The sequence below is a fragment of the Acinetobacter baumannii genome, from assembly GCF_009759685.1.
Taxonomy (GTDB): Bacteria; Pseudomonadota; Gammaproteobacteria; order Pseudomonadales; family Moraxellaceae; genus Acinetobacter; species Acinetobacter baumannii.
On sequence record NZ_CP046654.1, the window covers coordinates 809,686 to 831,200 of the forward strand.

15 protein-coding genes, 2 tRNA genes, 3 rRNA genes and 1 pseudogene are annotated in these 21,515 nt (G+C 42.7%); 6 read left to right on the forward strand and 15 right to left on the reverse strand.

Going from position 1 to position 21,515, the window contains the following annotated elements; genetic code table 11:
* Window positions 1-169: 169 nt before the first annotated feature.
* The 5 genes from rplM to GO593_RS03790 all read left to right on the forward strand — a co-directional run bounded on the left by rplM (window position 170) and on the right by GO593_RS03790 (window position 2,930).
* Window positions 170-598, forward strand: a complete 429-nt coding sequence (gene rplM / locus GO593_RS03770; RefSeq protein WP_000854894.1) for a 50S ribosomal protein L13 — start codon at window positions 170-172, stop codon at window positions 596-598.
* A 12-nt stretch (window positions 599-610) separates the two neighbouring features.
* Window positions 611-997, forward strand: coding sequence for a 30S ribosomal protein S9 (gene rpsI, locus GO593_RS03775; protein WP_000224786.1), 387 nt, complete (start codon window positions 611-613; stop codon window positions 995-997).
* 170 nt (window positions 998-1,167) lie between these two features.
* Window positions 1,168-1,821, forward strand: coding sequence for a glutathione S-transferase N-terminal domain-containing protein (locus GO593_RS03780; protein ID WP_000110148.1), 654 nt, complete (start codon window positions 1,168-1,170; stop codon window positions 1,819-1,821).
* Window positions 1,822-1,827: 6 nt separating this feature from the next.
* Window positions 1,828-2,256, forward strand: a complete 429-nt coding sequence (locus tag GO593_RS03785; protein ID WP_000003709.1) for a ClpXP protease specificity-enhancing factor — start codon at window positions 1,828-1,830, stop codon at window positions 2,254-2,256.
* Between the two features lie 17 nt (window positions 2,257-2,273).
* Window positions 2,274-2,930, forward strand: a complete 657-nt coding sequence (locus tag GO593_RS03790) for a hypothetical protein (protein WP_000863328.1) — start codon at window positions 2,274-2,276, stop codon at window positions 2,928-2,930.
* A gap of 104 nt (window positions 2,931-3,034) precedes the next feature.
* Here the strand turns inward: GO593_RS03790 and GO593_RS03795 are convergent, their stop codons facing one another.
* Genes GO593_RS03795 through GO593_RS03820 form a run of 6 tightly spaced genes read right to left on the reverse strand, consistent with a single transcriptional unit; the run spans window position 3,035 to window position 11,401 of the window.
* Window positions 3,035-4,975, reverse strand: coding sequence for an acetyl/propionyl/methylcrotonyl-CoA carboxylase subunit alpha (locus tag GO593_RS03795; protein WP_000672542.1), 1,941 nt, complete (start codon window positions 4,973-4,975; stop codon window positions 3,035-3,037).
* A gap of 18 nt (window positions 4,976-4,993) precedes the next feature.
* Complete coding sequence (locus GO593_RS03800) at window positions 4,994-5,830, reverse strand: enoyl-CoA hydratase/isomerase family protein (protein WP_000175514.1); 837 nt, start codon at window positions 5,828-5,830, stop codon at window positions 4,994-4,996.
* Window positions 5,831-5,840: 10 nt separating this feature from the next.
* Window positions 5,841-6,998, reverse strand: coding sequence for an acyl-CoA dehydrogenase family protein (locus GO593_RS03805; RefSeq protein ID WP_000673010.1), 1,158 nt, complete (start codon window positions 6,996-6,998; stop codon window positions 5,841-5,843).
* A 41-nt stretch (window positions 6,999-7,039) separates the two neighbouring features.
* Entirely contained in the window at window positions 7,040-8,653 is a 1,614-nt protein-coding gene (locus tag GO593_RS03810; RefSeq protein WP_000154099.1) for an acyl-CoA carboxylase subunit beta, read from the reverse strand.
* A 10-nt stretch (window positions 8,654-8,663) separates the two neighbouring features.
* Window positions 8,664-9,575, reverse strand: a complete 912-nt coding sequence (locus GO593_RS03815; RefSeq protein ID WP_000121945.1) for an SDR family oxidoreductase — start codon at window positions 9,573-9,575, stop codon at window positions 8,664-8,666.
* A gap of 20 nt (window positions 9,576-9,595) precedes the next feature.
* On the reverse strand, window positions 9,596-11,401 hold the full coding sequence (locus tag GO593_RS03820; RefSeq protein WP_000002852.1) for an acyclic terpene utilization AtuA family protein: 1,806 nt from the start codon (window positions 11,399-11,401) through the stop codon (window positions 9,596-9,598).
* A gap of 186 nt (window positions 11,402-11,587) precedes the next feature.
* Here GO593_RS03820 and GO593_RS03825 point away from each other — a divergent pair, with 186 nt between their 5' ends.
* Window positions 11,588-12,187, forward strand: coding sequence for a TetR/AcrR family transcriptional regulator (locus tag GO593_RS03825; RefSeq protein WP_000562192.1), 600 nt, complete (start codon window positions 11,588-11,590; stop codon window positions 12,185-12,187).
* A gap of 31 nt (window positions 12,188-12,218) precedes the next feature.
* Here the strand turns inward: GO593_RS03825 and GO593_RS03830 are convergent, their stop codons facing one another.
* From GO593_RS03830 to GO593_RS03870, 9 genes and pseudogenes are all read right to left on the reverse strand, one after another.
* Window positions 12,219-13,382: an acyl-CoA dehydrogenase family protein gene (locus tag GO593_RS03830; RefSeq protein WP_001176654.1), complete on the reverse strand. Its 1,164-nt coding sequence runs from the start codon at window positions 13,380-13,382 to the stop codon at window positions 12,219-12,221.
* Between the two features lie 136 nt (window positions 13,383-13,518).
* Entirely contained in the window at window positions 13,519-14,082 is a 564-nt protein-coding gene (locus GO593_RS03835; RefSeq protein ID WP_000988415.1) for a DUF4256 domain-containing protein, read from the reverse strand.
* 19 nt (window positions 14,083-14,101) lie between these two features.
* Window positions 14,102-14,452, reverse strand: coding sequence for a GFA family protein (locus GO593_RS03840; RefSeq protein WP_000455817.1), 351 nt, complete (start codon window positions 14,450-14,452; stop codon window positions 14,102-14,104).
* A 192-nt stretch (window positions 14,453-14,644) separates the two neighbouring features.
* Window positions 14,645-14,759 (reverse strand): 5S ribosomal RNA (rrf, locus tag GO593_RS03845).
* Between the two features lie 184 nt (window positions 14,760-14,943).
* Window positions 14,944-17,836 (reverse strand): 23S ribosomal RNA (locus GO593_RS03850).
* Window positions 17,837-18,176: 340 nt separating this feature from the next.
* Window positions 18,177-18,252: transfer RNA gene (locus GO593_RS03855), tRNA-Ala, on the reverse strand.
* A 55-nt stretch (window positions 18,253-18,307) separates the two neighbouring features.
* A tRNA-Ile gene (locus GO593_RS03860) sits at window positions 18,308-18,384 on the reverse strand.
* Between the two features lie 59 nt (window positions 18,385-18,443).
* Window positions 18,444-19,980, reverse strand: a 16S ribosomal RNA gene (locus tag GO593_RS03865).
* Together the 16S, 23S and 5S rRNA genes with 2 tRNA genes alongside form the textbook arrangement of a ribosomal RNA operon.
* A 419-nt stretch (window positions 19,981-20,399) precedes the next feature.
* A pseudogene (locus GO593_RS03870) lies at window positions 20,400-21,510 on the reverse strand (DUF6670 family protein).
* Between the last annotated feature and the right edge of the window lie 5 nt (window positions 21,511-21,515).

Consider the following 21,515-nt stretch of genomic DNA (forward strand, 5'->3'; position numbering starts at 1 on the left):
TCTAAAATTTGAATTATTTTAACATATCCTACATTCATCGGATTAGGGATAAAATTATGTAGCTTATATGGGATTTTTCTTGTGATTGACAACAAACTCGTTTAGAATCTCGTCTCCTTTTTGTTTGAGCGATGTCTAGCTCAAACCAACTATAATAGGTAGTGTTTGAATGAAAACTCTCAGCGCAAAGCCTGCTGAAGTACAACACGATTGGTTCGTTGTTGATGCTACAGGTAAAACTCTTGGTCGTTTAGCGACTGAAATTGCACGTCGTTTACGCGGTAAGCACAAAACTTCTTATACTCCTCACGTTGACGCTGGTGACTACATCATCGTTATCAATGCTGAACAAGTTCAAGTGACTGGTAACAAAGCGCTTGACAAGAAATACTATCGCCACACTGAATTCCCAGGCGGTTTAAAAGAAACTAATTTCGAAAAATTAGTTGCTCACAAACCTGAAGAAATCTTTGAACGTGCTGTTAAAGGCATGTTGCCAAAAGGTCCTCTTGGTTATGCAATGATCAAGAAGATGAAAGTGTACGCTGGTAGCGAGCATCCACACGCTGCTCAACAGCCACAAGTTTTGGACATCTAAGGGATACAGCACATGGCTACTAATTATGGTACAGGTCGCCGTAAGACCGCAACTGCACGTGTTTTCTTGTCAGCTGGTACAGGTAAACTCGTTATTAACAACCGTACTTTAGAGCAATATTTCGGTCGTGAAACTGCTCGTATGGTTGTTCGTCAACCTTTAGAGCTTTTAGAAGCTACTGAAAAATATGACCTTTACATCACTGTTAAAGGTGGTGGTATCGGTGGTCAAGCTGGTGCGATCCGTCACGGTATTACTCGTGCACTTATCGCTGCTGACGAAACTTTAAAACCTGTTCTTCGTCAAGCTGGTTTCGTTACTCGTGATGCTCGTGAAGTTGAACGTAAGAAACTTGGTTTACGTAAAGCTCGTAAACGTCCTCAATTCTCTAAACGTTAATTCGTTTACCGAATCGGACAAAAAGCCTTGGTTTTTCCAAGGCTTTTTTATTGCATATTCATTTTGTAGATGAGTGAAACAGATAAATATATGAAACTCTATCTTTGTCACCGTGATTTCCACGCATATTTTTAGTATTCTAACCGATTCACACAACCATACCTTGTGATATGTCGGTCGAAAACACCTCAATTCAGGGAATTACCCTTTACAGCCATGCTGATGATTTCCGTTCACACTGGATCCGTTTTTTATTGGCAGAAAAACAAATTAAATATCAATTAATCGTGACTGATCACGAAGATGAAGATCTGGCAAGCCTAAATCCTTATAATCAATTGCCAATGCTGGTTGAGCAAAATCTTAAATTATTTTCAGCACCTATCATTGCTGAGTATCTCGATGATCGATATCGTCAGAATAAACTATATGCCGATGCCCCTATGGCACGTGCAGAGCAACGCCAATATATTTGGCGTCTTGAAAATGATTGGTTTAAGTTGGCCGATCATATGCTTAGACATGCAGATACGTTAAATGTAGAACAAAAACAAAAAGCACAAAAAGAATTGCGTGATACCTTAATATCACTTACCCCTTTATTTCAGCATTTCCCTTATTTTATGTCCGAAAATTTTTCAATCCTGGACTGTATGCTTGCTCCAATTTTTGTGAGACTTAATAGCATGGGAATTGATTTACCAAAGCAGCAGTGTCGACCTATATTTTTGTATTGTAAACGTATCTTTAGCCGCCCTTCTTTTGTTAAATCAATGACGCCCCAAGAGAAAACCCGTTACAATGAACTATTAAATATGGAATAGTGTGATATGTCTGAGCAAACTATTGAATTAACCCCTACACGTCCTTATCTTGCTCGTGCAATCTATGAATGGATTTGTGACAATCAACTCACACCTTATTTACTCGTTGATGCAACACAACCTCACACTGATGTACCACAACAGTTTGTGAAAGATGGACAAATTGTTTTAAACATTGTGCCTCATGCGGTACATCAACTACTCATTAGCAATGATGCGATTACATTTTCAGCACGTTTTGGCGGCGTTTCCAAAGATATTTACGTACCTATTCAAGCAGTTTTAGGTATTTATGCACGTGAAAATGGACAAGGTTTATTCTTTGACCCTGAAGAATATGCCAATGTAGCGCCTGTAGAAGATAAGTTAGACTCAGAAACACAAGAAACATCTGAACCAACCAAGAAAAAGCCAACATTAAGAATTTTAGATTAATTTTAGAGGAATAAAGTATGGCATTTGATTTAGTCCAATACTTTGCTGAGCAAATAAAAATTCAAAAGCCTCAGCTTTTAAATCAATATCCAGCCAATGAGAAAAATAAGCTGATTGACGAAGTGAATATATTGACGCTTGGTAAATTAATCAGCTTATGGCGTCAGGACGACAATAAAATTTATCATGAAATCAAAACTGCCGATCCATTGTATATTCAAGAAGTTGCACGTCATCTAACTACGTCAAAACACAATAAGTCAGTTTTAAAAAATTCTGAACTTGAGCAAAGTATTTCTGAGATTCTGGCATTACAGTTAACAGAACTTAATCAACTTGATGAGACTGGTGGTTTCGGCCAAAGTGGTTTAAAAGAGCTCATTTTAGGGCAAGTTGAACATTTATCTGGCCAAGCTGAAGATTGGGTTTGGTCAACAAACCATCTAACAGAGCTCATTGGTTCTAAACCTGTTGAACAAGAAGAGCTATCATTGGATGCAACAATGAAGGAGTTCAACCAAATGGTTCACCAAGCCCAACCACATCATGAAGATTTACATGTTGAAGAGCAACCTATCGAAACTTTTATTCCTGGATGGTCAAAAGTTATCGCTCCTCTTGTTGCTTTAGCTATTTTAGGCTATCTCTATTGTATGTATACACAGCTTGTATAATTTTGTTTTTTATAATTAAAGGGAACGTATGTTCCCTTTTTTGATTTAAATAATCATCTTCTATAGATCAATAGTGATTACTAGTAACCACAATTGCTTTTCTCTTAAATTTGGATACTAAACAGCATTTGCCGTTTTTTCACTTGTTGACCTTGCTGACCTAAAATTTCATCGACTACACCATCCACATCAGATTTAATCTGTTGCTGAATTTTCATGGCTTCAAGAATCAATAATGTTTGGCCCTTTACTACTTGATCGCCTTCATTGACTAGGATATTCACTACAGCCCCATCCATCGGTGCTCGAATTTTGCCATCTCCCGCTACATCGGTAGCTTCTGGTGCAGCGTAAGTCATATTGCGTATCAAAACATTGCCATTATCTCGATCTAGATAAAGCTGATCATCATCCAATACATATTGAACACGGCGAAGTACACCATCAATTAAGTAAACTAGCTGTTCTGGCGTTTTCTCAAGCACATCAATACAAACTACTTGATCACAGAACTTTACCGTGAATGTGTTATTTACAGATGAAAGCTGCAATTGAATTTGCTGATCGGCAGTTTGTAATTTTAACGGTAATGGCACACCAAGCCCAGTTTGCCACACTGCAGTACCTTTACTTTGGCTAAATAGTGCTGCAGCAATCGCTAAGGTTTCTAAAGATAAAACTTGATAGTGTAAGCTCGGATCATTTTTGAAATGCTGTTGGATGAATGCAGTATTGGTATCCCCTGCGACAACAACTGGATGGCGCAGTAAATTGACCAAGAACTGTTTATTACTATTCACTCCAAGTAAAACACTATCATCGACTGCACGAGCCAGTAAGCGAATCGCATCCTCACGGGTTTTCCCATAGGCAATCACCTTTGCTACCATCGGATCGTAAAATGGACTGACTTCATCAGTTGCTAACATGCCATGATCAATTCGCACATTTGGCAAGGTTGCAGGCTTCCAACGTAAAATTTTTCCTGTTTGTGGTAAAAAGTCCTGACGTGGGTCTTCTGCATACAAACGTACTTCGATCGCATGTCCATTTAAGGTCAATTCCTGTTGCTTTAAAGGTAACTGCTCACCATTCGCCACACGTAACTGCCATTCAACTAAATCCAACCCTGTAATAAGCTCAGTGACAGAATGCTCCACTTGCAAACGGGTATTCATCTCCAGAAAGTAAAATGCACCCGATGCATCTAGCAAAAACTCAACTGTACCTGCCCCGACATAAGCACATGCTTTTGCCGCTGCTACAGCTGCCTCACCCATTTGCTGACGTAGTTCAGGCGTCATCACCGGACAGGGAGATTCTTCAACTACTTTTTGATGACGGCGCTGAATCGAACAATCACGTTCAAATAGATAGACATAATTGCCGTGTGTATCGCCAAAAACCTGAATTTCGACATGGCGTGGAGCAATGACTGCTTTTTCTAAAATGAGCTCGCCAGAACCAAAAGCATTTTCAGCTTCTGAACGTGCGGTTTGTAATGCCTCAAACAACTCGGATGCTTGCTGTACCAAACGCATGCCACGACCGCCACCACCCGCAGAAGCTTTGACCATAATTGGAAAGCCAATCTGCTCAGCTTGAGTTGCTAAATATTCGAGATCTTGTCGGTCACCTTCATACCCCGGCACACAAGGGACGCCCGCCTCAATCATGGCGATTTTTGAAAGGCGTTTACTGCCCATTAACTCAATTGCAGAAGCGGTAGGCCCAATAAAGGTAATCTGATTATCGATACATGCCTGAGCAAAATCAGTATTTTCTGACAAAAAACCATAGCCGGGGTGAACTGCATCCGCCCCTGTTTTTTTGCAAGCTTCAATAATTTTAGCGATGGAGAGATAAGACTCCGATACTTTTGAAGCACCAATATAAACAGCTTCATCAGCCTCTTGCACATGGCGAGCATTACGGTCTGCATCGGAATAAACTGCGACGGTTTGGTAACCCATTGCCTTGGCTGTTTGCATCACGCGAACTGCAATTTCACCACGATTGGCAACCAGTATTTTTGAAAATTTCATTATTTTTATCCTTATCTCTTATGATTCATCGGCCCAATTTGGTAACCTTTTCTGGATAAAAGCCATCGTTCCTTCTTGTCCTTCAGCACCACCAACCGCTTGAGCAAACTGCTGTGCAGCATCATCTAGCAACTCATTTAAAGGTTCATTGAGTGTTCGATATAACAGTGCTTTAGTCACACGTGAAGCTTGAGGAGCTGCTCGTTTAATGTGTTGAATGGTTTCCTCTAAAGCTTGTTCAAGTTCAATTTCATTATGTGCAATTTGATGAACCACACCGACACTCAGTGCTGTATGCCCTTCAAAACGCATGCCGAGTAAAGCAAGTCGGCGTGCCTGAGTCAGGCCAATACGTTTCACCACAAAAGGAGCAATTTGAGCAGGAATCACACCAAGCCCAGTTTCAGGTAAACCAAACTGCGCATTATCACGGCTAATGGCAACATCAGAAACACATGCCAGCCCAAAACCTCCACCTAACACCGCACCTTCTAAAATGACCACAACAGTCTGTGGTGCAGCTTCAACTTGCTCAAGCATGGCACCAAAACGGCGGTTAAAGTCAGTATAAGGTTGTAGACTACCAATGTTAGTTGCTTCAACGCGTAAAGCAGCCATGTCCTTAATATCACCACCTGCGCAGAAAGTCCCACCTTCACCACGAAAGATGACTGCACGAATTGAAAGATCATCACGAATGGCAGTAAAAACTTGTTGAATCGCATTGACCATATTCAAGTTCATGGCATTACGGCTCTCTGGTCGGTTTAACCAAAGATATAAAACACTGCCGTCTTGTTCTAATTGAATACTGTCATCAATATCTAAAGCTTGAAGCGATGCTGAAAGTGTCATGGTTGATTCCTTATTTTTGTTTTTTTGGCAAGATATCCATCAACTTACAGATAATCCCCAACATAATCTCATCTGCGCCACCGCCAATAGAGCCTAAACGACCATCACGATATAGCTGGGATGCAGGGTTATCCCACATAAAGCCATTGCCACCCCAATATTGTAGACAGCTATCGGCAACTTCACGGCTTAAACGGCCTGCTTTGAGCTTTGCCATAGATGCCAGCTTAGTCACATCTTCACCCGCAATATGCTGTTCACACGCTTGGTAGGTTAAGGCTTTAAGCGCTTCTACTTCAGTCATGAGTTCGGCAAAACGAAAATGGATATATTGGTTATTAATGAGTGGTTGACCAAATGTCGTACGCTCTTTGGTATAGGCGATAGTCTTTTGAATTAAATTTTCCAAACCACCAATCGCATTAGCACAAGCCCATAAACGCTCTTCCTGAAATTGCATCATCTGCATCATGAAGCCCATACCTTCAACGCCAACCAAGTTACGCTGAGGTACACGTACATTGTCTAAATAAACCTGCGCTGTGGTCGTTGAACGCATCCCTAATTTATTTAACGGCTCTGAAAAACTAATCCCTTTAGTTTTGGCTGGCACAATAATCATCGACTTATTAACATGTGGTTTATCGTCAGATGTGTTGGCTAAAAGACAGAAGAAATCGGCCTGCAGTGAGTTGGTAATCCACATTTTGCTGCCGTTAATGACATAGTCATCGCCATCTTTTTTAGCAGTCGTTTTAATAGCAGCAACATCCGAACCAGCATGCACTTCCGATACCGCAATTGAGGCAACATATTCTCCAGCAATGGCTGGTGTTAAAAACTCATCACGTAATTCTTTGCTACCAAAACGCGCCAAAGCAGGTGTTGCCATATCTGTTTGTACACCAATGGCTAAAGGCACACCGCCGCAAGCTGCGCGTCCAATTTCTTCAGCCACAACTAAGTTATAAGAGTAATCTAAAGCCAGACCACCATTTTCCTCAGGCTTACAAATCCCCAATAGGCCAAGATCCCCCATCTTTTTAAATACATCGTGGATCGGGAAACGTCCAGCTTCTTCCCATTCTGGAATATGCGGATTCAGTTCATTTTCAACAAATTGACGAGCTGTACGGCGCAGTGCTTCATGTTCGGCAGTAAATTTCATTGTGTTATTCCTATTAATTTTTTAATTACGGTAAAGATTGATTAAAAACGAGACACACCAAAACGGGTCGGATTTAGTTCGCGTTGCTGTGCTTCATAAATAGTTTCTAAAAGGAAAATAAGTAATTTTCGGGTATCTCGCGGGTCAATAATGCCGTCATCATGTAGCATGGCCGTATTGAAAAGCGCGGTAGATTGCTGCTCTAATTTCATCGCAGTACTTTGCTCAAGAAAATCGAGCATTTGCGGATTCGGTTCCTGCCCGGAAGCTTTTTGTTTCCCTTCAGCAACAATACGCAGTATCTTTCCGGCCTGTGCAGCCCCCATTACAGCAACATGCGAGTTCGGCCAAGCAAAAATAAAATCTGGCGATAAACTCCGACCACACATTGCGTAGTTACCAGCACCATATGACCCTGCCACAACGATTGAAATTTTAGGTACAGTACAATTGGCAACCGCTTGAATCAGTTTTGAGCCATGTTTAATAATGCCATTTTGCTCGGCATCGGTTCCCACCATAAAGCCAGTAGTGTTATGTAAGAATAATAACGGACGGTTGGTCTGTTCACATAAGTGAATAAACTGAGCTGCTTTCGCTGCTCCTTGAGGGGTAATCGGACCATTATTGGTAATAATACCGATATGCAAACCACCAATTTTTGCCCAGCCACATACCGTTAAATCATCATATTCCTGCTTAAATTCTAGAAAATCTGAATCGTCAATAATGCGGGCAACCACTTCTTTCATATCAAATGGTTGTTTAGGATCACTTGGAATAACACCCAACAGTTCCTCGGTATCGTAACGAGGCTCTTTATAAGTCACATCAACTGGTTTGATTTGCTCTTTCCAGTTGAGGTGTTCAAAAATTTCACGCGCAAGTCGAATCCCATCGGCATCATTTTCAGCCAAATATTCTGCTGTTCCAGCAACCTGTGCATGCATTTCAGCCCCGCCCAACTCTTCAGCTGTTGCCACTTCGCCAGTGGCAGCCAGAAGTAAAGGTGGACCTGCAAGAAGCATCTCTGTTTGTTTGCGTACTACAATGACATAATCCGAAAGACCTGGTTGATAAGCTCCTCCTGCCGTTGCATTCCCATGTACCACTGCAAGCTGAGGAATACCTGCCGCAGACAGACGTGCCTGATTGGCAAAAGTCATACCACCATAGGTAAATACTTCAGCTGCATAATTTAAGTTAGCGCCGCCACTTTCGGTCAGCGTAATCAGCGGGAGTTTTTGTTCTAAGGCAATTTTTTGCAAACGCAAAGTTTTCTGTACACCCATGGGTGACATGGTCCCGCCTTTAATCGCGCTGTTACTTGCAGAGACCAGACAACGCACACCACTGACAAAACCAATGCCGGCAATCACGCCGCCACCCGCTTCAGAGCCATCTTTATCATCATGCATGTTGTAGCCGACCAAACCACAAAGCTCAACGAAAGGTGAATCAGCATCGAGCAATAACCGTACACGCTCATGCGGCAGAATCTTGCCTTTCTTGTCAAACTTCGGTTTAGCAGCATACGATTTATCAATGCTTTTTTGCTGAATTGCACGGACTTCACTCAGCTGAGTAAGCAGTGCCTCTTTATTCTTTTGATACTGTTCACTACCAACAGTAATTTCGGATTGAAGAATGGTCATTTTTTATTCCTCACTCCGAGCCTGAATTATTGCTTTGCTCGACTTTCTCAGTCTTATCTTTTTTAAAAATTTCAGGAATAAACGCGCGATGGAAACCATTATAAGACTGACTATTTATTGCTTCGGCTAGTGGGTACATGCGTGTCCCTTGCGATGCAGCGCCATCAATACGCAAAGTTACACCTGACACAAAAGCCGTAGCATCGGACAGTAAATAACAAATTGCCGATGAGACTTCCGACTCAGTTCCCATACGTTTTAACGGTACATTGCCAGCAAGACTTGGAATAATTACTTTGGCAAAATCACCGCTATAATTATCCATACCGGATGATACAATCCACCCCGGTGCAACCGCATTTACACGAACACCAGATTTGCCCCACTCAACCGATGCTGTTTTAGTTAAGTTATCAACCCCTGAACGCGCGGCACCAGAATGTCCCATTCCCGGCATGCCGCCCCACATATCAGCAGTCATATTGACAATACTGCCACCATGTTTAGCCATCCATTGGTTATAAGCTTCACGCATTAGATAGAAAGTTGCGTGTAAATTATTACGCACGACTGCATCGAAACCATTCGCCGAAATATTCTCTAAAGCTGAGGGGAACTGCCCGCCTGCATTATTTACCAAACCATCGAGTTTGCCGAATTTCTCAATCACTTCGGCAATCATATTTTTCACTTGTTCTTCTTCACGGTTATCACAAACAATGAAATGAACTAAGCCCCCATCTTTTATTATTTCTTGGCTTACTTTCTCTAATTTTTCAATTTTGCGTCCTGTAATCACTACTTGAGCGCCGAGGGCTGCAAGCTCATGTGCAGTACAGCGTCCAATTCCTGAGCCACCACCTGTCACAATAATGACTTTATTGGCGAAAGCACCTGGTCTAAATATTGATTGATAACTCATCTTTGTTTCATCCATTCATTTTATTTTTCTAAAAGATGTGCCGGAACTTTAACAGGCATATCCAATAACTGTTGGGCAAAGGCTTTACCTTGCGGATCAATACGTAAGCTGGCAACACCACCACCACCTAAGGCATTCTCCAACATAAAATTCAGTGCATTTAAACCCAGTAACTCATAACGAATTACTCGCCCTTTCTCAGCATCCAAGACATGTTGCATATAGCTTGCAACAGACTGTTCAGTTAGTGCTGCACGAATCCATGGTAAATAGTCTGCTTTACGTGCAATCACGCCAATATTGCTATGATTGCCTTTATCACCACTGCGGGCATGCGCAATTTCAATCAAAGGAACTTCAATTTCATCTCCTTGATAAACTGCATTTTCACCTGCCGTCAATGTAGGCAATTGCTCTGTAGAAACCCCTTGTGGAATTTCAACCGCGTGACGTTGGCCATCAAGATCAATTTCAACATTGATCTGATTTTTATCAATTAAAAATGAAAATAATTTGATCACTGGAGATGCTTTGGGTCGGCCTCCAACAATTCCTGCCAAGGCTGGAGCCATACCTGTTGAAGCTTGTGCAATTTCAGATGCAAAGAACATACATGCTTCTTTAAACATGTGTTTTACAGCTATTTTGACCACAACTTCACGACTATTCAATGTTTGGGCATGGTCGCCATAGGTACTTTCAATACCTAAAATTTCAACAGACTTTTCACTAAATGGCGGCACTGAGCGCATTGCTAAAACACGTTCACACTTAGTCAAAATCGCATCAGCAATGACTTGTGCTTTTTGTGGTGCCTCACGTCCTGCAATGAGGAAACTCACTAAAACCCGATATCCATCTGGGTAAGTCGCGCTGACTTTATATTGTGTAGTTGGTGCTTGTCCTTTTGCACCCGTCACACGAACTCGGTGCTCCCCGACTTGCTCTAAATGCACGTGGCTGAAATCAGCAATGACATCGGGTAGTAAATATGCTTGAGGATTGCCTATTTCATAAACAATTTGCTCTGCAACAGTAGCAGTAGAAACCAGACCACCCGTACCTTGAGGCTTAGTTACAACAAATGAGCCATCTTCACTCACTTCGACCACTGGAAAACCCATATTGTCAAAGCCTTGTACCAAATGCCAATCGGTGAAATTGCCGCCTGTACATTGCGCACCGCACTCAATCACATGCCCTGCCAACGAACCTTGAGCCAATTTGTCATAATCATCGAGCGACCACTGATATTCATGAAGTAAAGGAGCAAGGACCACAGCCGAATCGACGACACGGCCCGTAATCACAATATCTGCCCCCAAATCTAAAGCATCACGAATAGCCACTGCTCCAAGATAAGCATTACTACTCGCCACTTGTTCTGGTAAAGGTCCACCACTAAACATTTCCAGAACATTCTGCTGCTTAAGCTGCTCATGTTTTGGTAAAAGATCATCACCTAAAACCACAGCCACTTTCAGATCTAGACCATACTCTTTAATAATTTTTTGCAATGCGTCCCGACAAGCCAATGGATTAACACCACCCGCATTACTAATCACTTTAATCTTTTTTTCAGCAATTTTTTTTAGTAAGGGTGCCATGACTCGGCTGACAAAATCTAAAGCGTAACCATGTTTCGGTTCTACCATCTTCGCTTTTGCCATAATCGACATGGTAATCTCGGACAAATAATCAAAAACCAAATAATTAATATCGGTCAAATGCACTAACTGAAAAGCGGCAGTATTGGTATCTCCCCAAAACCCAGAGGCACACCCTATTTTTACGACTCGATGATCATCCTGCTGATTATTTGCCATTCTATTTCTCATTATTTTGTCTAAAAATCAGCCTCAACATTACCAAGCAAGCGCTTGGTTTGTAAAGCGCAAAATGTTATTGTGATGTTGACCAAATCTTCCAAATTCGGCAAATAACCTGAAATACGATGAAATTTAGTGAAAATTTCCACTATAGTCTTTTAGATAAAGGAACAAACTGAGCACATGATTGCCACCTCAATTGAACAGATTCCAAATATCCCCTGCTTTGATGACAGTCCACGTGGCCGTTTATTGCACGGTGCAGCCTATCTTTTTCATAAGCAAGGCTATGATAAAACCACTGTTCGTGAACTTGCTCAGTTTATTGGAATCCAATCGGGAAGCTTATTTCATCATTTCAAAAGTAAAGATGATATCCTCGCTCATGTGATGGAACAGACCATTATCTATAATCTTGCCCGTTTAAATGATGCAGTAACTCAATCTACAGACCCAGAACAACAATTACGTGCTCTTATTAAATCCGAACTGATCTCAATTACTGGAGATACTGGTGCAGCCATGGCTGTGTTGGTGTACGAATGGTTCGCTCTATCAAAAGAAAAGCAAGATTATCTTTTAAAAATGCGTAATGAATATGAACAAATCTGGCTCGACGTTATAGAAAAGTTACGCACACAAGGTAAAGTCAAACACGATGCTTTTATTTGGCGACGCTTAATTGGCGGTGCAATTTCATGGACTGTAACTTGGTATAAATCTGAGGGTAAAGTCAAAATTGATGAGTTAACGGAAATGGTTTGGGAAATGGCTTTGAAATAAAAAAGGTGGCTCAAAGTCCACCTTATAAGAATTAATAACCAAGCTGTTTACTAATCAAATCTTTCATAATTTCTTCAGCACCACCGCCAATCATATTGACCTTCACTTCACGGTAAATACGTTCTGACTTGGTACCTCGCATAAAGCCCATACCACCTAATGTTTGTACAGCCGCATCAGCACAAAATTGCATAGTGCGAGTCGCAACATTTTTAAGCATTGAAATTTGCGCCACCAACTCAGGTCCTTGTAACTTCGGCTGAGTCATTTTCCATGCTGTTTCTTCAAGTAATGCCCGCGTTGAGGTCAGTTGGGTTGCCATATCTACCAATTTATGGCGTACTACTTGATGATCTATTAATCGCTTACCAAAAGTTTTACGTTGCTGTGCCCATTCTAAAGCTTCTTCATAACAGACTAATGCATACCCATAAGCGACTACTCCCAAGAAAAACCTCTCCATATTAAAGTTATTCATAATAACTTTAAAACCAGCATTTTCTTTGCCAAGTAGATTTGATGCAGGTACTCGTACTTGATCAAAATGCAAATGTGCCGTATCTGATGCCCACCACCCCATTTTCTTCAAAGGCGTTTTAGTAATACCTTCACTATGTGCATCAATGAGTAACATTGAAATGCCTTCTGCACCCGTTTTTGTCGGATCAGTACGCACTGCAACTGTATAATAGTCTGCACGAATTCCCGATGTAATAAATGTTTTCTCGCCCGAAACAATATAATAATCCCCATCTCTGACAGCTTTAGTCTGTAATGCAGCAACATCTGAACCACCACCAGGTTCTGTAATCGCTAAAGCCGAAATTTTCTCACCGGAAATAATACCTGGCAGAACTCTAGCCTTTAACTCCTCACTCCCAAAGTGCTGAATGGGAGGGGCGCCAATGGTATGGACCATGAGCGAGATATGCACCCCACCTGAACCCGCCTTTGCCATTTCGATACCAGCCAGTAATGAATAGAATGGATCTGCATCTGGAATACCACCATATTCTTCTGAAAAACCTAGACCCAGTAATCCAATTTCGGCAGCCTTTTTATAAAGTTCTCTTGGGAATGTCTCAGCCTCATCCCATTCATTAACGAAAGGTGCCATTTCTTTTTGTACAAATCTACGAACATTATCGGCAAAAGCTATATGTTGTTCATTATAGTAAATTGGATTGAGCTGCATTTTTAGAAATGTCCTGATGTTTTTATTTAATTCCAGAACATATCTTGTCATGTTTACCATCAGTCAAAAGTTGCAAGAATCTCCATTTTCTTGGCATAAAATATCAAATCCAGACGATCGAGTTGATTCGCAAGACCTATACCCTTAAACAGCAGCGAAAACCACGAGCTGCATAATATGACTGGGCTCCATTGTGATAGATGAAGACTCGACCATAGCGACGGTCCGCAAAAAGAGCTCCTCCTAATTTTCGAATTTCCTCGGGAGTAGCAAGCCAGCTTGATGTTTTTAGATCAAACTCACCGAGCTGTTGTAATTGATGATATTGCTCTTCTGTTAGGAGTTCAGCCCCTATTTCTTGGACTAAGTCTATTGCGCTATTTTTAGGAGGATGATCTTTTCTAGACTCTAAGGCTTCTCGATCATAGCAAAGGCTTCTACGACCTTTCGGTGACTCAACAGAGCAATCTATAAACAAATATTCATCTTTCTGCTGGTCATAAGCAATAACATCCGGCTCTCCTCCTGTATTTTCCATTTCCTGCAATGCCCATAGTTTGTCTGGAGACTCAATGAGTTTAGCTCGCACATTCATCCAATCAATTTCTTTATGTCGATGTATATTCTTTTCAAATCTATTTTTTAATAATTCAAGCAACATATCTATTTGTTTTGAAGTTAATTGTTTTTTAGTCATCATTGAATAAACCTTATAGTTATTAAACAGAACGCCCATCAAAATAATTTATTTTTATCTTTTCTAAATCAATATCATCTATACATCGAACATTAATCGCAAAGATCGAATTACCTTGGGCATCTATACCTTGAGCATAGGGATGAATACCGCAATTTTTACAGAAATGATGATTAATCACATGCTTGTTAAAAGTGTAATTCGCTAAAATATCAGGAGAATCTAAAGTAACGGTAACCTGATTAGTCGGCAGGAACCAAAGTAAAGACCCTTTCTTTTGGCAGATAGAACAATTACAAGATAAGGCTTCTGTTAGCTCACCTTCCGCGGCAAACTTTACCTGACCACAATGACAACTTCCTTTATATTCCATTTTATTTTTCCTATTTCTAATTTTTTATAGTTTTATAATATTCTGCCGTTTAGTTCAATTTTCAATCTAATAGAACCGAGTAAGCATCCAAAAATGATTTGTAGTTCTATATTTAAATAATTCTTTATTGATTGCTTTCCCATATAAAAAAACACCCCAACCTCTTTTGAGATTGGGGTGTTTAGAATAATGAGCTGGCGATGACTTACTCTCACATGGGTAATCCCACACTACCATCAGCGCTAAGAGGTTTCACTTCTGAGTTCGGGAAGGGATCAGGTGGTTCACTCTTGCTATGGTCGCCAGCACAACTGTTTATGGATACTTGCTTGGGTCTTATTTGATGCCGAAGCGTTTTCCAAATCTGTAACAGACTGGGCTGATTGAATCTTACTTTATCTGTTCATTTTAGCTAGAGGTATAACTAAATCAAGTTGTCTTGCATATTTAAGAATCGATTGATGCTTCATATACAACTGCTTGGGTGTTGTATAGTCAAGCCTCACGAGCAATTAGTATTGGTCAGCTTCACATATCACTATGCTTCCACATCCAACCTATCAACGTCCTAGTCTCGAACGGCTCTTTAGAGGACATAAAGTCCTAGGGAAATCTTATCTTGAGGTAGGCTTCCCGCTTAGATGCTTTCAGCGGTTATCCCTTCCGAACATAGCTACCCGGCGATGCGACTGGCGTCACAACCGGTACACCAGAGGTTCGTCCACTCTGGTCCTCTCGTACTAGGAGCAGATCCTCTCAAATTTCCAGCGCCCACGGTAGATAGGGACCGAACTGTCTCACGACGTTCTAAACCCAGCTCGCGTACCTCTTTAAATGGCGAACAGCCATACCCTTGGGACCTGCTTCAGCCCCAGGATGAGATGAGCCGACATCGAGGTGCCAAACACCGCCGTCGATATGAACTCTTGGGCGGTATCAGCCTGTTATCCCCAGAGTACCTTTTATCCGTTGAGCGATGGCCCTTCCATACAGAACCACCGGATCACTAAGACCTACTTTCGTACCTGCTCGACTTGTGGGTCTCGCAGTTAAGCGCGCTTTTGCCTTTATACTCTACGCGTGATTTCCGACCACGCTGAGCGCACCTTCGTACTCCTCCGTTACTCTTTAGGAGGAGACCGCCCCAGTCAAACTACCCACCAGACACGGTCCTCGTCCCGGATCACGGGACAGAGTTAGAACCTCAACATTACCAGGGTGGTATTTCAAGGACGGCTCCACTGGAACTAGCGTTCCAGCTTCAAAGCCTCCCACCTATCCTACACAAGTAAGGTCAAAGTTCAGTGTCAAGCTGCAGTAAAGGTTCACGGGGTCTTTCCGTCTAGCCGCGGGTACACTGCATCTTCACAGCGATTTCGATTTCACTGAGCCTCTGCTGGAGACAGCGCCGCCATCATTATGCCATTCGTGCAGGTCGGAACTTACCCGACAAGGAATTTCGCTACCTTAGGACCGTTATAGTTACGGCCGCCGTTTACTGGGGCTTCGATCAAGAGCTTCGCTTACGCTAACCCCATCAATTAACCTTCCAGCACCGGGCAGGCATCACACCCTATACGTCCACTTTCGTGTTTGCAGAGTGCTATGTTTTTAATAAACAGTTGCAGCGGCCTGGTTTCTGCGGCTGTCGTCAGCTCAGGAAGCGAGTTCCATCACCAACAACAGCGTACCTTCTCCCGAAGTTACGGTACCATTTTGCCTAGTTCCTTCAGCAGAGTTCTCTCAAGCGCCTTGGTCTACTCGACCTGACCACCTGTGTCGGTTTCGGGTACGATTCCTGTGTAACTGAAGCTTAGAGACTTTTCCTGGAAGCATGGCATCAACCACTTCGCTGTACAAGTACAGCTTGCTATCAGATCTCAGCATAGAGTACCCCGGATTTGCCTAAGATACATGCCTACATCCTTTCACCTGGACAACCAACGCCAGGCTGATTTAGCCTTCTCCGTCCTCTCATCGCATTACACAGAAGTAATGGAATATTAACCATTTTCCCATCGACTACGCCTTTCGGCCTCGCCTTAGGGGTCGACTCACCCAGCCCCGATTAACGTTGGACTGGAACCCTTGGTCTTTCGGCGAACGGGTTTTTCACCCGTTTTGTCGTTACTCACGTCAGCATTCGCACTTCTGATACCTCCAGCATGCTTCTCAACACACCTTCATCGGCTTACAGAACGCTCCCCTACCACGTATACAAAGTATACATCCGCAGCTTCGGCACATAGTTTTAGCCCCGTTACATCTTCCGCGCAGGCCGACTCGACTAGTGAGCTATTACGCTTTCTTTAAAGGGTGGCTGCTTCTAAGCCAACCTCCTAGCTGTCTATGCCTTCCCACATCGTTTCCCACTTAACTATGATTTTGGGGCCTTAGCTGGCGGTCTGGATTGTTTTCCTCTTGACTACGGACGTTAGCACCCGCAGTCTGTCTCCCGGATAGTACTCATAGGTATTCGGAGTTTGCATCGGTTTGGTAAGTCGGGATGACCCCCTAGCCGAAACAGTGCTCTACCCCCTATGGTATTCGTCCGAGGCGCTACCTAAATAGCTTTCGGGGAGAACCAGCTATCACCAGGCTTGATTAGCCTTTCACCCCTATCCACAAGTCATCCCCTGGCTTTTCAACGACAGTGGGTTCGGTCCTCCAGTTAGTGTTACCCAACCTTCAACCTGCTCATGGATAGATCGCCTGGTTTCGGGTCTATACCCAGCAACTAAACGCCCTATTAAGACTCGATTTCTCTACGGCTCCCCTATACGGTTAACCTCGCTACTGAATATAAGTCGCTGACCCATTATACAAAAGGTACGCAGTCACACCACAAAGGTGCTCCCACTGCTTGTATGCATGCGGTTTCAGGATCTATTTCACTCCCCTCACAGGGGTTCTTTTCGCCTTTCCCTCACGGTACTGGTTCACTATCGGTCAGTCAGGAGTATTTAGCCTTGGAGGATGGTCCCCCCATATTCAGACAAGGTTTCACGTGCCTCGCCCTACTCGTCATCATTATGTGTGCCCTTTCGTGTACGGGAATATCACCCTCTACGTTCGCACTTCCCAGAGCGTTCCACTAAAACACACATAACTTAATGGGCTGATCCCCGTTCGCTCGCCGCTACTGAGGGAATCTCAATTGATTTCTTTTCCTAAGGGTACTGAGATGTTTCACTTCCCCTCGTTCGCCTTGCAACACTATGTATTCATGTTGCAATACCTACCTTAAAGTAGGTGGGTTCCCCCATTCAGACATCTCCGGATCAAAGGATATTTGCCGCCTCCCCGGAGCTTTTCGCAGGCTATCACGTCTTTCATCGCCTCTGACTGCCAAGGCATCCACCACATGCACTTAATTACTTGACTATACAACCCCAAACAGTCGATGTTACCTACAAGTTAGTAACTTCAACATTTCAGTTTAGAGCACTGTGCACTTAAGCACTGTACAGCTTCAATCTAAATTCACATACCAAAACGCTTGATTCAGTTAATTTGCTAGTTCTCAATTCATCTAGATTAATTGCTTAACCTAAACTCTTGAGTGAACAATTTATTTCAGACTCAATTTTGCCAATCTGTTAATGAGTTAATGTGTCTTCGTCAGATCACACTAATTACCGTGATAATGAAATCACAGAAGTTAATAAACCAAGATCTCAATCTTTATTTACTAATTTCTGTAATCCGAACTTATCTTAAGTTCTGGTGGAGACTAGGAGAGTCGAACTCCTGACCTCCTGCGTGCAAAGCAGGCGCTCTACCAACTAAGCTAAGTCCCCAGCTTACATCATCAATCATGTATCTTTTATCTATAACTTCAACCAGTCAAAGTCATGGTGGGTCTGACAAGACTTGAACTTGTGACCCCACGCTTATCAAGCGTGTGCTCTAACCAACTGAGCTACAGACCCTCAGATACATCTATGAAGAACAACTTGTTGTGGATTCTTACCAATCGTCAATCTTTCGTTAAGGAGGTGATCCAGCCGCAGGTTCCCCTACGGCTACCTTGTTACGACTTCACCCCAGTCATCGGCCACACCGTGGTAACCGCCCTCTTTGCAGTTAGGCTAGCTACTTCTGGTGCAACAAACTCCCATGGTGTGACGGGCGGTGTGTACAAGGCCCGGGAACGTATTCACCGCGGCATTCTGATCCGCGATTACTAGCGATTCCGACTTCATGGAGTCGAGTTGCAGACTCCAATCCGGACTACGATCGGCTTTTTGAGATTAGCATCACATCGCTGTGTAGCAACCCTTTGTACCGACCATTGTAGCACGTGTGTAGCCCTGGCCGTAAGGGCCATGATGACTTGACGTCGTCCCCGCCTTCCTCCAGTTTGTCACTGGCAGTATCCTTAAAGTTCCCATCCGAAATGCTGGCAAGTAAGGAAAAGGGTTGCGCTCGTTGCGGGACTTAACCCAACATCTCACGACACGAGCTGACGACAGCCATGCAGCACCTGTATCTAGATTCCCGAAGGCACCAATCCATCTCTGGAAAGTTTCTAGTATGTCAAGGCCAGGTAAGGTTCTTCGCGTTGCATCGAATTAAACCACATGCTCCACCGCTTGTGCGGGCCCCCGTCAATTCATTTGAGTTTTAGTCTTGCGACCGTACTCCCCAGGCGGTCTACTTATCGCGTTAGCTGCGCCACTAAAGCCTCAAAGGCCCCAACGGCTAGTAGACATCGTTTACGGCATGGACTACCAGGGTATCTAATCCTGTTTGCTCCCCATGCTTTCGTACCTCAGCGTCAGTATTAGGCCAGATGGCTGCCTTCGCCATCGGTATTCCTCCAGATCTCTACGCATTTCACCGCTACACCTGGAATTCTACCATCCTCTCCCATACTCTAGCTCACCAGTATCGAATGCAATTCCCAAGTTAAGCTCGGGGATTTCACATCCGACTTAATAAGCCGCCTACGCACGCTTTACGCCCAGTAAATCCGATTAACGCTCGCACCCTCTGTATTACCGCGGCTGCTGGCACAGAGTTAGCCGGTGCTTATTCTGCGAGTAACGTCCACTATCTCTAGGTATTAACTAAAGTAGCCTCCTCCTCGCTTAAAGTGCTTTACAACCATAAGGCCTTCTTCACACACGCGGCATGGCTGGATCAGGGTTCCCCCCATTGTCCAATATTCCCCACTGCTGCCTCCCGTAGGAGTCTGGGCCGTGTCTCAGTCCCAGTGTGGCGGATCATCCTCTCAGACCCGCTACAGATCGTCGCCTTGGTAGGCCTTTACCCCACCAACTAGCTAATCCGACTTAGGCTCATCTATTAGCGCAAGGTCCGAAGATCCCCTGCTTTCTCCCGTAGGACGTATGCGGTATTAGCATCCCTTTCGAGATGTTGTCCCCCACTAATAGGCAGATTCCTAAGCATTACTCACCCGTCCGCCGCTAGGTCCGGTAGCAAGCTACCTTCCCCCGCTCGACTTGCATGTGTTAAGCCTGCCGCCAGCGTTCAATCTGAGCCATGATCAAACTCTTCAGTTAAAATCATTTTGCACCTTATTTATAGACAAGGTGCCAATTCTGGCTCATCAATTACTGACTTAAATTTCGCTCAAATAAACTTCGAGTAATTTAAACCAATCAATCAATGAAAATTATTTCGATTAATCAATCAGTAAAAATCCACACAAGTTGTTCTTCAATTCTCTTAATGATCTTCTTACTGGTTCGTCACCAGCAAGCTAGGTCGGCTATATTACTCTTAATCTCTTAAAAGTCAACAGGTAATTTCGATATTTTTAAAACTCATTCTCTAAACCAACTTACCATCAAATTCATCACTTAAAGCAACCAATCTAATCACAAGTAACTGTTTTTCAACAAGTTTCTATCTGCATCACCGCCGATGGATGTGCATTATAGACCATCTCTTTCCCTTTGCAACCCCTTTTTCTAGCATTTCATATCAAGCGGTCGTTTTTTACCCAAAAATGATAAAAATATTCATTTTTTATATAAACACGGTTGTAAAAGCAGCAATTTATCGAGCATTTTTTCGTTTTGATTCTTTTCTTGCCATCTTAAAGGTCGACAATCAATGTATTCACAATATCCACCTTCTCCTTGAAGACATTGATCATTCCAACTTAATTGATAACGAAAACTTCCTATGTATCCAGCAGCTAACCCAAATTTGTAATCACCACGACTTTCACCATAGAGTTCAAAAATAACTTTTCCATTTTTTTTACATTGCCAAGAAAACTCTCGTGGTAAATACATTTCTCGCCCATGCGGTGTTTCAACTTTTGGATAAACCCGGTGGATGTGGAAGTTAACATCTTCTGTAAACGTGACGGGCTGCTTTCCTAGTTCTTGAATATCTAAACGTGAAAATAGAATGATATTCCACTGATTTCTTATTTGAGAAAGTGTGACTTGAGTGGTTTCATTCAAATTAATAATTTGACAGGTATAAAAACATAAAGATAAAAAAGGTAAATGTAAGGCCCGAGCATGTTTAAATCGGCCTAATCCATTGACCTCATATTTCTGTCCTTTATATAAAATCTCACCTTCACAGTGGCACAAAATAGACCAGTAGTCAGATATTCCCCACTGCAATGCTGATGAATTCGAAATGTCGGAAGGAGTTTGGACGATTAAATCACAGCTCATTTCAGAATCGATTCGTCTAAGCTGAACTCTTGGGATTTGCCACTCAATAAGATCAGTTTTATCGAATTGATACCGACTAGGATTAAGCTGACATTGGCGTCGAATGGAATAAGTTTTTAAGTGCCCTACACTATGTAAGCTATTGCTAACCAGTACAGTTGCTGTATCAACTGCAGAAGTCACAATATCATTTGCGTTATAGCAAAGAGGGATTCTAGGCTGACCGATTAGACTAATGTAATTAAAGTAACGAAGTGGTGCAGGCAGGTTAGGAAGAATTAAACCTTGATAGACAACTTTAAAAAAACCTCTGGCGGGCTGATAGACAACTCCCCCATTTGAGTTGAGGCTCAGTTGCTGTAATTGATTTTTTTCACTTATCAACTTAGGCATACCGA